Origin of the sequence: Pseudomonas sp. yb_2 (assembly GCF_043103905.1) — a bacterium.
In the GTDB taxonomy this organism is placed as follows: Bacteria; Pseudomonadota; Gammaproteobacteria; order Pseudomonadales; family Pseudomonadaceae; genus Aquipseudomonas; species Aquipseudomonas alloputida.
The window spans coordinates 185852-200428 of the sequence record NZ_JBICKH010000006.1 but is presented as its reverse complement, the minus strand read 5'-3'; the positions used below and the strand labels follow the sequence as shown (position 1 = coordinate 200428).

General features: G+C 63.3%; 11 protein-coding genes. 8 read left to right on the top strand and 3 right to left on the bottom strand.

The window, feature by feature from the left end:
* Window positions 1–25 precede the first annotated feature (25 nt).
* The 3 genes from gatB to gatC are packed head-to-tail and all read right to left on the bottom strand — an operon-like array spanning window position 26 to window position 3237.
* Entirely contained in the window at window positions 26–1471 is a 1446-nt protein-coding gene (gatB, locus tag ACF8FB_RS02075) for an Asp-tRNA(Asn)/Glu-tRNA(Gln) amidotransferase subunit GatB (protein WP_010952130.1), read from the bottom strand.
* Between the two features lie 11 nt (window positions 1472–1482).
* The gene (gene gatA / locus ACF8FB_RS02070) at window positions 1483–2934 is read right to left on the bottom strand and encodes an Asp-tRNA(Asn)/Glu-tRNA(Gln) amidotransferase subunit GatA (RefSeq protein ID WP_392510959.1); all 1452 of its coding nucleotides are present in this window, start codon (window positions 2932–2934) and stop codon (window positions 1483–1485) included.
* Between the two features lie 15 nt (window positions 2935–2949).
* Window positions 2950–3237: an Asp-tRNA(Asn)/Glu-tRNA(Gln) amidotransferase subunit GatC gene (gene gatC, locus ACF8FB_RS02065; RefSeq protein WP_003255165.1), complete on the bottom strand. Its 288-nt coding sequence runs from the start codon at window positions 3235–3237 to the stop codon at window positions 2950–2952.
* Between the two features lie 205 nt (window positions 3238–3442).
* On the opposite strand from gatC, the gene mreB reads away from it, so the two are divergent.
* From mreB to tldD, 8 genes are all read left to right on the top strand, one after another.
* Window positions 3443–4480 carry a rod shape-determining protein MreB gene (mreB, locus tag ACF8FB_RS02060; protein ID WP_003255163.1) on the top strand — a complete coding sequence of 346 codons (1038 nt, stop codon included), beginning with the start codon at window positions 3443–3445 and terminating at the stop codon, window positions 4478–4480.
* Window positions 4481–4646: 166 nt separating this feature from the next.
* A complete protein-coding gene (gene mreC, locus ACF8FB_RS02055) occupies window positions 4647–5699 on the top strand; it encodes a rod shape-determining protein MreC (protein ID WP_079732573.1) in 1053 nt (350 codons plus the stop codon).
* Window positions 5699–6187: a rod shape-determining protein MreD gene (gene mreD / locus ACF8FB_RS02050; protein WP_003255161.1), complete on the top strand. Its 489-nt coding sequence runs from the start codon at window positions 5699–5701 to the stop codon at window positions 6185–6187. Before mreC ends, mreD begins: the two co-directional genes overlap by 1 nt.
* 32 nt (window positions 6188–6219) lie before the next feature.
* Window positions 6220–6831 (top strand): nucleoside triphosphate pyrophosphatase, encoded by a 612-nt coding sequence (locus ACF8FB_RS02045; RefSeq protein ID WP_010952134.1) that lies wholly within the window; start codon window positions 6220–6222, stop codon window positions 6829–6831.
* A 53-nt stretch (window positions 6832–6884) separates the two neighbouring features.
* Window positions 6885–8342 carry a ribonuclease G gene (gene rng / locus ACF8FB_RS02040; RefSeq protein ID WP_010952135.1) on the top strand — a complete coding sequence of 486 codons (1458 nt, stop codon included), beginning with the start codon at window positions 6885–6887 and terminating at the stop codon, window positions 8340–8342.
* 82 nt (window positions 8343–8424) lie between these two features.
* The gene (locus ACF8FB_RS02035) at window positions 8425–12246 is read left to right on the top strand and encodes a YhdP family protein (protein WP_392509180.1); all 3822 of its coding nucleotides are present in this window, start codon (window positions 8425–8427) and stop codon (window positions 12244–12246) included.
* An 8-nt stretch (window positions 12247–12254) separates the two neighbouring features.
* Window positions 12255–13106 (top strand): carbon-nitrogen hydrolase family protein, encoded by an 852-nt coding sequence (locus tag ACF8FB_RS02030; RefSeq protein WP_010952137.1) that lies wholly within the window; start codon window positions 12255–12257, stop codon window positions 13104–13106.
* Window positions 13107–13108: 2 nt separating this feature from the next.
* On the top strand, window positions 13109–14548 hold the full coding sequence (gene tldD, locus ACF8FB_RS02025) for a metalloprotease TldD (RefSeq protein ID WP_010952138.1): 1440 nt from the start codon (window positions 13109–13111) through the stop codon (window positions 14546–14548).
* Window positions 14549–14577: the final 29 nt, after the last annotated feature.

The following is a 14577-nucleotide window of genomic DNA, read 5'->3' as shown; positions in this document are numbered from 1 at the left end:
TCGCAGCATTACAGGGGTAAAACCATCACCCTTCGAGCTTGGCTTTGAGCAATTGGTTCACCTGCCCCGGGTTGGCCTTGCCTTTGGAGGCTTTCATGGCCTGGCCGACGAAGAAGCCGAACATCTTGCCGCGCTTGGCCTCATCGGCTGCGCGATACTGTTCGACCTGCTCGGCATTGGCTGCCAGCATTTCGTCGAGCATCTTGTCGATCGCACCCGTGTCGGTAACCTGTTTCAGGCCTTTGCTTTCGATGATGCTGTCGGCATCGCCTTCACCGGCGGCCATGGCCTCGAACACGGTCTTGGCAATCTTGCCGCTGATGGTGTTGTCACGAATGCGCAGCAGCATGCCGCCCAGTTGCGCGGCGCTGACCGGCGCCTGATCGATTTCGACACCCAGCTTGTTCAGCAGGCTACCCAGTTCGACCATGACCCAGTTGGCTGCTAGCTTGGCATCACCACCGATCTTCACCACTTCTTCGAAGTAGTCTGCCTGTTCGCGGCTGGAGGCCAACACGTTGGCGTCGTAGGCCGACAGGCCGTACTGAGTCTGGAAGCGCTCGACCTTCTGTGGCGGTAGCTCCGGCAGGCCGGCGCGAATGGTTTCGAGGAAGCTGTCCTCGATGACCACCGGCAGCAGGTCGGGGTCGGGGAAGTAACGGTAGTCGTTGGCTTCCTCTTTGCTGCGCATGGAGCGGGTTTCGTCCTTGTTCGGGTCGTACAGGCGGGTTTCCTGCACCACTTTGCCACCGTCTTCGATCAGGTCGATCTGGCGCTGGATTTCGCTGTTGATCGCGCGCTCGATGAAGCGGAACGAGTTGACGTTCTTGATTTCACAGCGAGTGCCGAACTCGGTCTGGCCTTTCGGGCGGATCGATACGTTGCAGTCGCAGCGCAGCGAACCTTCGGCCATGTTGCCGTCGCAGATGCCCAGGTAGCGCACCAGCGCGTGGATCGCCTTGACGTAAGCCACGGCTTCCTTGGCGCTGCGCATGTCAGGCTCGGAGACGATTTCCAGCAGCGGGGTGCCGGCACGGTTCAGGTCGATGCCGGTGGAACCGCTGAAGTCTTCGTGCAGGCTCTTGCCGGCGTCTTCTTCCAGGTGTGCGCGGGTTACACCGATGCGCTTGATGGTGCCGTCTTCCAGCGCGATGTCCAGGTGACCCTTGCCGACGATCGGCAGGTCCATCTGGCTGATCTGGTAGCCCTTGGGCAGGTCGGGGTAGAAGTAGTTCTTGCGTGCGAACACGTTGCGCTTGCCGATCTCGGCATCGATGGCCAGGCCGAACATGCACGCCATGCGCACGGCTTGCTCGTTCAGCACCGGCAGTACGCCGGGCATGCCCAGGTCAACCAGGCTGGCCTGAGTATTCGGCTCGGAGCCAAAGGTGGTAGCGCTGCCGGAGAAGATCTTCGACTGGGTGGCGAGCTGAGTGTGGATTTCCAGCCCGATCACAACTTCCCATTGCATGTGTGAATTCCTCAGAAGCCGTTGGGGGCGCGGGTATGCCAGTCGGTCACCTGTTGGTAGCGGTGCGCGACGTTGAGCAGGCGGCCTTCCTGGAAGTACGGCGCCAGCAGTTGCACGCCGACCGGCAGGCCGTCGACGAAGCCCGCAGGCATCGACAGGCCTGGCAGGCCCGCCAGGTTGGCGGTGATGGTGTAGACGTCTTCGAGATAGGCGGCAACCGGGTCGCTGCTCTTGGCGCCAAGCTTCCAGGCCGGGTTTGGCGTGGTCGGGCCGAGAATCAGGTCGACATCGTTGAAGGCGGCCATGAAGTCGTTCTTGATCAGGCGGCGGATTTGCTGCGCCTTCACGTAATAGGCGTCGTAGTAGCCGGCCGACAGGGCGTAGGTACCGACCATGATGCGCCGCTGTACTTCAACGCCGAACCCTTCGCCGCGGGAGCGCTTGTACAGGTCGGTGAGGTCTTTGGGCTCTTCACAGCGGTAGCCGAAGCGTACGCCGTCGAAACGCGACAGGTTGGAAGAGGCTTCAGCCGGAGCGATCACGTAGTAGGCCGGAATGGCATGCTGCATGTTCGGCAGGCTGATTTCCTTGACCACTGCGCCGAGCTTTTCCAGCTCTTTGACGCTGGCCTGGACCAGGTCGGCGATGCGTGGGTCGAGGCCGGCACCGAAGTACTCTTTCGGCAGGCCGATGCGCAGGCCCTGCAGTGAAGCGTTCAGGCTGGCGCTGTAGTCCGGCACCGGTTCTTCGATGCTGGTGGAGTCCTTGGCGTCGAAACCGGCCATACCTTGCAGCAGCAGCGCGCAGTCCTCGGCGGTGCGGGCCAGTGGGCCGCCCTGGTCGAGGCTGGAGGCGTAGGCGATCATGCCCCAGCGCGACACACGACCGTACGTCGGCTTGAGGCCGGTGAGGTTGGTCAGTGCCGCTGGCTGGCGGATCGAGCCGCCGGTGTCGGTGCCCGTGGTGGCGGGCAGCAGACGCGCGGCCACGGCAGCGGCCGAACCACCGGACGACCCGCCCGGAACGTGCTCAAGGTTCCACGGGTTCTTCACCGCGCCGTAATGGCTGGATTCGTTGGCCGAACCCATGGCGAATTCGTCCATGTTGGTCTTGCCTAGGGTGACCATGCCGGCTTCGGCCAGCTTGGCGACCACGGTGGCGTCATAGGGCGCCTTGAAGTTGTCGAGCATCTTCGAGCCGCAGCTGGTGCGTACGCCGTTGGTGCAGAACAGGTCTTTGTGGGCGATCGGTGCACCCAGCAGCGCGCTGGTTTCGCCCGCGGCGCGACGGGCATCGGCGGCACGCGCCTGGCCCAGGGCCAGGTCTTCGGTGACGCTGATGAAGCTGTTGATCTGTGGGTCGAGCTGCTTGATGCGCGCCAGCAGCGTGCCGGTCAGCTCTTCGGAAGAAAACGATTTGTCGGCGAGTCCGCGGGCGATCTCGGCCAGGGTCAATTGATGCATGGCAGGCTCTATCCCTTACTCGATGACTTTGGGAACCAGGTACAGACCGCTTTCGGTCGACGGCGCGATGGCCTGGTAGGCATCGCGCTGGTTGCTTTCGGTGACTTGGTCAGGACGCAGGCGCTGGCTGGCCTCCAGCGGGTGGGCCAGGGGCTCGATGCCAGTGGTATCGACCGCTTGCATCTGGTCGACCAGGCCGAGAATGCTGTTCAGGGCGTCGGTAATGCGTGGCAGTTCGCCATCATTCAGGCCCAGGCGGGCCAGATGGGCGATCTTTTCCACGTCGCAGCGTTCAAGCGCCATGAGGATCTCCAAGGGAAACAAAGAACGGAATTTGGGTCCGCGGTGAGGAACATGTCAGCTTTCTGGCGGTCTAACGGCCGCGAAATTCTGCTGGCGTGCTCGGAAAAACAGCCAATTTAACATATTGGCTCCTTGCCCAAAATCCCTGCCATTGTTAGAGTTTGCCGCACTTTTTTACCCACGCTTTCCCCAGGGTCACTTTCCCATGTTCAAGAAACTGCGTGGCATGTTTTCCAGCGATCTTTCTATCGACCTGGGTACTGCCAACACCCTTATTTACGTGCGTGAGCGCGGTATCGTCCTGAATGAGCCCTCGGTTGTTGCCATCCGTACCCATGGCAACCAGAAAAGCGTCGTCGCCGTCGGTACCGAAGCCAAACGCATGCTGGGCCGTACGCCCGGCAACATTGCAGCCATTCGTCCGATGAAGGACGGCGTCATTGCCGACTTCAGCGTCTGCGAAAAAATGTTGCAATATTTTATCAACAAGGTTCACGAGAACAGCTTCCTGCAGCCGAGCCCGCGCGTGCTGATCTGCGTGCCGTGCAAGTCGACCCAGGTCGAGCGCCGCGCCATCCGCGAGTCGGCCCTCGGTGCGGGTGCCCGTGAAGTGTTCCTGATCGAAGAGCCAATGGCCGCTGCCATCGGTGCCGGCCTGCCGGTTGAAGAGGCCCGCGGTTCGATGGTCGTCGATATCGGTGGCGGTACCACTGAAATCGCCCTGATTTCGCTGAACGGCGTGGTCTATGCCGAGTCCGTCCGCGTTGGCGGTGACCGCTTCGACGAAGCCATCGTGACCTACGTGCGCCGCAACTACGGCAGCTTGATCGGCGAATCCACCGCCGAACGTATCAAGCAGGAAATCGGCACTGCCTACCCAGGTGGCGAGGTACGTGAAGTCGACGTGCGTGGTCGTAACCTGGCCGAAGGTGTACCGCGTGCCTTCACCCTGAACTCCAACGAAGTGCTCGAAGCGCTGCAGGAATCGCTGGCGACCATCGTCCAGGCGGTCAAGAGCGCCCTCGAGCAATCGCCGCCGGAACTCGCCTCGGACATCGCCGAGCGCGGCCTGGTGCTGACCGGTGGTGGTGCGCTGCTGCGTGACCTCGACAAACTGCTGGCCCAGGAAACCGGCCTGCCGGTGATCGTCGCCGAGGACCCGCTGACCTGCGTCGCCCGTGGCGGCGGTCGCGCCCTGGAGATGATGGACAAGCACGCGATGGACCTGCTCTCCAGCGAGTGATCCCGCTCGCTGTTCACGAGCGCCCGGTTTACAGGTAGTACGTACAGTGCTACCTGTATGCGCTGGGCTGGCGCCCGTTTGGGGCGCCGTATCCGTCAACCCGCAACCAGGCTGGTGCGTTGTTCCATGTCCAATGACCTCCTGAGTCGTCCACGAGGAACGGCCCATTAAACCGCTTTTCTCCAAGGGCCCTTCGCTGGGCGTTCGCCTGCTCGTTCTGGTGGTGATGTCGGTCGCGTTGATGGTTGTCGACGCGCGCTTTGACGTGCTCAAACCCGTGCGCAGCCAGATGGGCCTGGTGCTGATGGAGTCGTACTGGATCACCGATTTGCCACAGCGTGCCTGGCAAGGTGTTGCCGGCCAGTTCGGTAGCCGCACCGAGCTGATTGCCGAAAACGAGAAGCTCAAGACCGAAGCCCTGCTGCTGCAGGGGCGCCTGCAGAAGCTGGCGGCCCTGACCGAGCAGAACGTGCGGCTGCGCGAGTTGCTCAACTCTTCGGCGCTGGTCAACGAAAAGGTTGAAGTGGCCGAGCTGATCGGTGTCGACCCCAACCCGTTTACCCACCGCATTCTGATCAACAAGGGTGAGCGTGATGGTGTGTTCCTGGGCCAGCCGGTGCTCGATGCCCGCGGCCTGATGGGCCAGGTCGTAGAGTTGATGCCCTATACCGCGCGGGTGCTGTTGCTGACCGATACCACCCACAGCATTCCGGTGCAGGTCAACCGCAACGGTCTGCGTGCCATCGCCAGCGGCACTGGCAACCCGGAGCGCCTGGAGTTGCGGCATGTGGCCGACACTGCCGACATCAAGGAAGGCGACCTGCTGGTCAGTTCCGGCATGGGGCAGCGCTTTCCTGCCGGCTACCCGGTGGCCACGGTCAACGAAGTGATCCACGATTCCGGCCAACCCTTTGCCATCGTCCGTGCCATCCCCACCGCCGCGCTCAACCGCAGCCGCTATATGTTGCTGGTGTTCAGTGACCGGCGTAGCCCGGAGCAGCGCGCCACCGATGCCGCCATTGCCCAGGAAGAGGCTGACCGCAAGGGCGCTGCACCTGCTGGCCAGCCGGCCGCTACCCGTGATCAGGTCGCACCCGCCGCTGGCACGCCTGCTGCGTCGGTCACACCGGCAGCACCGGCCACTCCGGTCGCGCAGCCAGCAGCCCCGTCTGCTGCACCTGCCACGCCGGCCGCACCCGCTCAACCCCGGAGGCAATGATGGCTGCATCACGCCGCAATAACGGCTGGGTCATCTGGCTTACGTTCGCCATCGGCCTGCTGCTCAGCGTTTCCCCCATGCCGCAGTTCATGGAAGTGTTCCGGCCCATGTGGCTGGCCTTGCTGGTGTCGTTCTGGACCCTTGCCGTGCCGAACAAGGTCGGCATGACCACGGCATTCGTGCTGGGCCTTGCCGAGGACGTGCTGTATGGCACGCTGCTGGGGCAGAATGCGCTGGTCCTTACCCTCATCACCTTCTTGGTGCTGTCCCTGCAGCAGCGTCTGCGCATGTTCCCCATGTGGCAGCAAAGCCTGGTCATTCTGGTGATCTTCGGTATCGCCCAGTTGATCCAGCTGTGGCTCAGTGCACTGACCGGCAACCGACTGCCCACCCTGGCGCTGGTCTGGTCGGCGGTGATCAGCGCCTTGCTCTGGCCTTGGATCAGCTTTGCCTTGCGCGACCTGCGTCGACGCTTGCACATCAACTGACGGCAACGCGCCACTGACAGGGAGATGTCTGCATGACCCCGCTATACCTGGCTTCAGGCTCGCCCCGTCGTCGTGAACTGCTGACGCAGATCGGCGTGCCGTTCATTGTCATCAGTGCCCCGGTCGATGAATCTCCGCTACCCAGCGAAAGCGCCCCTGCCTACGTCGAGCGCCTGGCCCGGGCAAAGGCCGCCGCCGGCCTGGTCAGTGTCGACGGCCCGGCTGTAGTGCTCGGCGCAGACACTGCCGTGGTGCTCGATGGTCGTATTCTCGGCAAACCGGAAAACCGTGAAGATGCCTTGGCCATGCTGGCTGACCTGTCAGGCCGTGAGCATCAGGTGCTGACCGCTGTCGCCCTGGACGATGGCCAGCGTGTGCACAGTTTTTGCGTGACCAGCACGGTGCGCTTTCGCGCCATCAGCACTGATGAAGCGCAACGCTATTGGGCCAGCGGCGAGCCATCTGACAAGGCTGGCGGCTATGCCATCCAAGGGCTGGGTGCGGTCTTCGTCAGCGGCCTTTCCGGCAGCTATTCGGCGGTGGTCGGCTTGCCACTCTGTGAAACGGCCGATTTGCTTGGCCAGTTCGGCATCGCCTGCTGGCAGTCGCTCGCGCATACGCCAGAGGTAACAAACCCGCAGTAGCCAGCAGTGCATACGCCATCCATCATTAGAAGAACCTTTGACGAGAGCCTGCCATGAGTGAAGAGATCCTGATCAACATCACCCCGATGGAGTCACGTGTGGCGGTGGTGGAAAACGGGGTGCTGCAGGAGGTGCACGTCGAGCGCACCCAGCGCCGTGGCATCGTCGGCAATATCTACAAGGGCAAGGTGGTGCGTGTGCTGCCAGGCATGCAGGCGGCCTTCGTCGACATTGGCCTCGAACGCGCAGCGTTTATCCATGCCTCGGAAATCTCCCAGCGCGAAGGCTCGGCGGTAGAGAACATCACCGCACTGGTACATGAAGGCCAGGCCCTGGTGGTGCAGGTGACCAAGGACCCGATCGGCACCAAGGGTGCACGCCTGACCACCCAGCTATCGATTCCGTCGCGTTACCTGGTGTACATGCCACGCAGCAGCCATGTCGGTATTTCGCTGAAAATCGAGGACGAAGCCGAGCGTGAGCGCCTCAAGCAAGTGGTCAGCGACTGCATGGATGGCGAAAACATCAAGGATGCCGGCGGCTTCATCTTGCGCACCGCCGCCGAAGGCGCGCGTGCCGAGGAGATCTTGCAGGACATCCGTTACCTGCGCCGCCTGTGGGAGCAGATTGGCACCCAGATCAAGACCTGCGGCGCGCCCACGGTCATTTACGAAGACCTTGGCCTGGCCCTGCGTACCCTGCGCGACCTGGTCAACCCGAAGATCGAGAAGATCCGCATCGACTCGCGGGAAACCTTCCAGAAGACCACGCAGTTCGTCGGCGAGTTGATGCCGGAAATTGCCGACCGCCTCGAACACTACCCGGGCGAGCGCCCAATCTTTGACCTGTACGGCGTCGAAGACGAGATCCAGCGGGCTCTGGAGCGCAAGGTGCCGTTGAAGTCCGGCGGTTACCTGGTGGTCGACCCGGCCGAAGCGATGACCACCATCGATGTCAATACCGGGGCTTTCGTCGGCCATCGCAACCTCGAAGAAACCATCTTCAAGACCAACCTCGAGGCTGCTACCGCCATCGCCCGACAACTGCGCCTGCGCAACATTGGCGGCATCATCATCATCGACTTCATCGACATGGAAGACGAAGATCACCAGCGCCAGGTACTGCGTACCCTGGAAAAACAGCTGGAGCGCGATCACGCCAAGACCAACATCATCGGCATCACCGAGCTGGGCCTGGTGCAGATGACCCGCAAGCGCACGCGGGAAAGCCTGGAACAGGTGCTTTGCGAGCCGTGCCTGGCCTGTCAGGGCCGCGGCAAGCTGAAAACGCCCGAGACCATCTGTTACGAAATATTCCGCGAGATCCTGCGTGAGGCCCGTGCCTATCAGGCTGAAGGCTACCGTGTGCTGGCCAACCAGAAGGTGGTCGACCGCCTGCTGGATGAAGAGTCAGGCAACGTGGCGGAACTGGAAGCTTTCATCGGTCGAACCATTCGCTTCCAGGTCGAGTCGATGTATTCGCAGGAACAATACGACGTGGTGCTGCTCTGAGGTCTTCTGAAACACGCCACTGCATCGTCGCGCTGGCAAAACCGGCACGACGGGCCATCATGGATAAACGACTTGGAGGGCCATGGCCATGGGACGTCTGAACCGCGTTCTTGTTGCTCTGACCCGCTGGGGGTTGGGCATATGTGCCCTGCTGGCCGTATTGGTGGCGCTGTATGTCAGCCTTGGTCGTGAACTGGTGCCGCTGGTAGCCGAGTACCGTGCTGACGTAGAAAGCAAGGCCGAGCAGGCGCTGGGCCTGCCCGTGCATGTCGGTGCCCTGGAAGGGCACTGGAGCGGACTGGCCCCTGTGCTGCGGGTGCGCGACTTGCAATTGGGCGAAGGCACCAAGGCGCTCCGGCTGGATGACGTCATGGTGGTGCCCGACATCTGGGCCAGCCTCACCGCCCGCGAAGTGCGCCTGGCGCGCATCCAGCTGGGCGGGCTGCAACTGATCCTTCGCGAGAACGAGCAGGGCGCCTGGAACCTGGAAGGCCTGCCGAAGAAGGACGACGCGCCGCTGGACCCTGCCGACTTGCTGCAGCGCCTGCGCCAGCTGGGGCGCATCGATGTGTTCGACAGTCTGGTCACCCTGCACCCCTGGCAGCGCGACCCGCTGACCCTGACATATGTGAGTGCCGGCCTGCAGGCCGGTGCTAAACGCCAGGCCCTGGATTTGCGTGCGACCCTGCCTGACGGCCAGCCCCTGGCGTTGAGCCTGAACAGCCGTATGTCGGCCGAGGCCTGGCGTGATGGCGAGGTAGAAGCCTATGTGAGCCTGCCGCAAAGTGACTGGGCACATTGGTTGCCGCCCAGGGTGTTGGGGCAGTGGCATGCTGACACCCTGCGGGCGGGCGGTGAGTTCTGGATCGGCTGGGGCAAGGGGCAGTTGCAACGGGCCGTCGTAAGGCTCAATGCACCCAGGCTGGAGGGGGCCTATGCCGGGCGCAAGGCTGCCAACCTGAATAATCTGGCTTTGGGCGCCTGGTTCCAGCGCCGGGAGCAAGGCTTCGATGTGGTCGTCGACTCGTTGGCCATGGACCTCGGCAAGGCCCGCTGGGAGTCTCACCTGCAGTTGCAGCAGCGCCCTGGCCAGAATGCAGCCGATGAAAGCTGGCAGTTACAGGCCGACCGCCTCGACCTCACCCCGCTGACTCCGCTGATCGATGCCCTCGCCCCCCTGTCGGACAAGGTCAAGGATGTGGTCGATGGCTTGAAGGTGACCGGTGCGTTGCGCAATGTGCGCCTCGAGGCCAGGCCCAAGGCCGAGGGTGACCAGCGGCTGCAGTTCGCAGCCAACCTGGAGAAGGTAGGCTTCGATGCTTATCACAACGCCCCGGCGGCCGGTAACGTCAGTGGCAGCATCAGTGGTGACCTGGGCCACGGCGAACTGCGCCTGGATACCGATGCGTTCATGCTGCATCTGTACCCGATCTTCGCCAAGCCCTGGCATTACCAGAAGGCGAATGCGCGCTTGACCTGGACCTTGGACAAAGACGGTTTCACCCTGATTGCGCCCTACCTCAAGGTGCTGGGCGAGGAGGGCAAGATCGCCGGTGACTTCCTGATTCGCCTGTTGTTCGAGGAAGGCCGCGAGGACTACATGGACCTGCGCGTCGGCCTGACCGAAGGCGATGGCCGCTATACTGCCAAGTATCTGCCCGAGGTGCTCAGCCCGGCCCTCGACGAGTGGCTGCGCAGCGCTATCGTCAAAGGCGCTGTGGATGAAGGCTACTTCCAGTATCAGGGCTCGCTGAACCATGGCGCATCCCCGCAAGCGCGCAGCATCAGCCTGTTCTTCAAGGTGCATGACGCCGCGCTGGACTTCCAGCCCGGTTGGCCACAGGTGCAGCATGTCGATGGCGATGTGTTCATCGAGGACAGTGGTGTGCGCATCAAGGCTCAGCAGGGCGTGCTGCTCGACACCAAGGTCAGCGATGTGAATGTCGATATCCCGCATGTCGACGGCGACCAGCACAGCCATCTCTACCTGGATGGCGACTTCGACGGTAGCCTGGGTGATGGCCTGAAGATTCTCAAGGAAGCGCCAATCGGCACCGGGGAGATTTTCGCCGGCTGGGAAGGTGAGGGGCCGCTGAAGGGCAAGGTCAAGCTCGATATCCCGCTGGCCCATGGGCAGCGCCCAAAGGTGCAGGTGGACTTCGCCACCCACGATGCGCGCCTGAAAGTTGCCCCGCCAAGCCTGGAGTTGAATCGCCTGAAGGGCGACTTCAGCTTCGACTTCGACAAGGGCCTGAGTGGCAAGGGCATCAGCCTGCAGGCCTTTGGCAAGCCGGTAACGGCGCAAATAACCGCTGAAGGTCAGGCTGGGCAGATGCAGACCCGCATCAATGCCAATGGCCAGGTATCGCTCAAGACGCTGACTGACTGGCTGCAGTTCAAGCAGGCCTTGCCGGCCTCCGGTGACCTGCCCTATCAGTTGCAGCTCAGTCTGGGGAGCCGGGACAACCGCCTGAGTGTCACTTCCAGCCTCAAGGGGCTGGCCATCGACCTGCCGGCTCCGTTCGGCAAAGCGGCAGCTGATACCCGTGACAGCCGTTTCAGCATGAGCCTTCAGGGCCCGGAGCGGCAATTCGATGCTGCCTACGCCGACCTTGCCCGCTTTGCCTATGCTGCACCGGCTGAAAACTTGACCCAGGGCCGCGGCGAGCTAGTGCTGGGCACAGGCGACGCCCGGGTACCTGCCAGCCAGGGGCTGAGGGTGCGCGGGCGCCTGGAGACCCTGGACCTGGCCCCTTGGCAAGAGCAGGCGGGCCGGCTGGCTGGGGACGACCCCGGTGGCAGCGCGCGGCAGAACCTGCAAAGCGTCGACCTGAGCATCGGCCAGTTGAAAGCCTTCGGCATGGACCTGAACCAGGCCGTGGTCCGCCTGGCCCGGGGCGGCCCGGCCTGGGATTTGCGCCTCGACAGCAAGGAAGTCATTGGTAATGCGCGCGTACCGGATGCCAAGGGCGCGCCCGTGGTCGTGCGCATGCAGACCTTGCGGCTGCCTGCCGCCAGCGCCGCTGAACAGCAGGCTGAAGACGGCCCCGACCCGCTGGCCTCGTTCGATCCGCGCAAAGTCCCGGCACTGGACCTGAGCATCGACAAGCTCTATCGCGGTGACGATCTTTACGGTAGTGCCGCGATCAAGCTGCGGCCGACCCCACGTGGCGTTACAGCCAGTGATATCGACCTCGACCTCAAGGGGTTGCGCATCGATGGCGGTGGTGGCTGGGAGGGGGAAACGGGTAAAACCAGCAGTTGGTACAAAGGGCGCCTTGACGGCAAGAACCTGGCGGATGTGCTCAGCGCCTGGGGCTTTGCCCCGACGGTGACCAGCCGCGACTTCCGCCTGGACGTGGATGGCCGCTGGCCGGGTTCGCCGGCCGCAGTGGGCCTGAAGCGCTTCTCGGGCAGCATGGATGCGGCGCTGCGCACCGGCCAGTTCGTCGAGGTCGAAGGCAGCGCACAGGCACTGCGGGTGTTCGGCCTGCTCAACTTCAACTCGATTGGCCGGCGCCTGCGTCTGGACTTTTCCGACCTGTTTGACAAGGGCCTGGCCTATGACCGGGTCAAGGGCTTGCTGGTGGCCAGCAGTGGCGTGTACGTGACCCGCGAACCGATTACTGTGACCGGCCCGTCGAGCAACTTCGAGCTCGACGGCACGCTGGACATGGTCAGCGACCGGGTCGATGCTGACTTGCAGGTGAGCCTGCCGGTGACCAACAACCTGCCGCTGGCGGCGTTGATCGTCGGCGCGCCGGCGGTGGGCGGTGCGCTGTTCCTGGTCGATCGGCTGATCGGTGACCGCGTGTCACGCTTTGCCAGCGTGCACTACCGTGTCGAAGGGCCGTGGAAAGAGCCTAGAATCACATTTGTGAAACCTTTCGAGAAATCCCGCTAGGAGTACCCATGAAGGCAGCGGTAATCCAGATGGTCAGCCAGGACGACGTGCAGACCAACCTGCAGCGTGCCGGTGCCCTGTTGGAGCAGGCCGCATTGGGCGGCGCACGGTTGGCGGTGCTGCCGGAAAACTTTGCCGCCATGGGGCGCAAGGACGCTGCTGCCATCGGCCGCGCCGAAGCCTTGGGGGAAGGGCCCATCCTGCCGTGGTTGAAACGCACCGCCCGCGACCTCAAGTTATGGATTGTTGCCGGTACTTTGCCCTTGCCGCCGTTCGGCCATCCCGATGCCAAGGCCCATGCGTGCTCGCTGCTGGTCGATGAACACGGCGAGGTGGCGGCAAGGTATGACAAGCTGCACTTGTTTGATGTGGACGTGGCCGACAACCGGGGCCGTTACCGCGAGTCGGATGACTACGCACAGGGTGCTCAGGTGGTGGTGGCTGATACGCCGGTCGGTCGGCTGGGGCTGAGCGTGTGTTACGACCTGCGCTTTCCCGAACTGTACAGCGCGCTGCGCGCGGCCGGCGCGGAGCTGATCACCGCACCGGCAGCTTTTACCGCAGTGACCGGCGCAGCACATTGGGAGGTGCTGGTGCGTGCCCGGGCCATCGAAACCCAGTGTTACCTGCTGGCTGCGGCACAGGGCGGTGCCCACCCTGGCCCACGGGAAACCCATGGCCATGCGGCGATCGTCGACCCTTGGGGGCGCATTCTCGCAGAACAGGCGCAAGGTGAAGCGGTACTGCTTGCCGAGCGCGACATTGAAGAACAAGCGTCCATTCGGACGCGCATGCCGGTGGTATCGCACCGGCGCTTTTTTTCGCAGGGCGCGTTGCGGCCTGCGCATACCTCGGAGTGACTATGAGCCAGATGTTATCCACCGTCAGTGAGCAGCTCCTGGCCCCAGGCGGCTTGACCCTGGACAGCCTGCAGAGCGTGCTGGGTGAGTTGGCTGGCCCCGGCATCGATGCCGCCGACCTGTATTTCCAGGGCCAGATCTCGGAAACCTGGGCGCTGGAAGACGGCATCGTCAAAGAGGGCAGCTTCAACCTCGACCAGGGCGTGGGCGTGCGTGCCCAGTCCGGCGAAAAAACCGGCTTCGCCTACAGCAACGCGATCAACCTCGAAGCGTTGACCTCGGCAGCCCGTGCCGCCCGTTCGATTTCCCGTGCCGGGCAAAACGGCACGGTGCAAGCCTTCCGCAGCCAGGAAGTGGCCGCCCTGTATACCGCGGACAATCCGCTGGACGTGCTCAGCCGTGCCGAAAAGGTCGAGCTGCTTAAGCGTGTCGATGCCGCCACCCGTGCCCTGGACCCGCGCATTCAGCAAGTCAGCGTGAGCATGGCCGGGGTCTGGGAACGCATTCTGATTGCCGCGGCCGATGGCAGCCTGGCCGCCGACGTACGCCCGCTGGTGCGCTTCAATGTCAGTGTCATCGTCGAGCAGAATGGCCGTCGCGAACGTGGCGGACAGGGCGGTGGCGGCCGTACCGACTACCGTTTCTTTACCGAAGAGCGGGTGATGGGCTATGCGCGCGAGGCCCTGCGCCAGGCCCTGGTGAATCTTGAAGCGATCCCGGCACCGGCCGGTACCTTGCCGGTGGTGCTGGGCTCGGGCTGGTCGGGCGTGCTGTTGCACGAAGCGGTCGGCCATGGCCTGGAAGGCGACTTCAACCGCAAGGGCAGTTCGGCGTTCAGTGGCCGCATTGGCGAGAAGGTGGCGTCGAGCCTGTGCACCATCGTCGACGATGGCACCCTCGAAGGCCGCCGCGGCTCGTTGAGCGTGGATGACGAAGGCACCCCGACCGAATGCACCACGCTGATCGAGAATGGCGTGCTCAAGGGGTACATGCAGGACAAGCTGAACGCGCGCCTGATGGGCATGGCTGTGACCGGCAACGGCCGCCGTGAATCCTACGCGCACCTGCCGATGCCACGCATGACCAACACCTACATGCGAGCCGGCGAAAGCGACCCACAGGAGATCATCGCGTCGGTGAAGAAGGGTATCTACTGCGCCAACCTCGGTGGTGGACAGGTGGATATCACCAGCGGCAAGTTCGTGTTCTCCACCAGTGAGGCCTACCTGATCGAAGACGGCAAGATTACCGCGCCAGTGAAGGGCGCAACCCTGATCGGCAATGGTCCCGAGGCGATGAGCCGGGTTTCGATGGTCGGTAACGACCTGGCACTGGACAGCGGGGTAGGAACGTGCGGAAAGGACGGGCAGTCGGTGCCGGTCGGGGTGGGGCAGCCTACCTTGAAACTGGATGCGATTACCGTGGGCGGTACCGGGGCTTGATGGCTTCGGGGACCCTTGCAGGAGCGGGC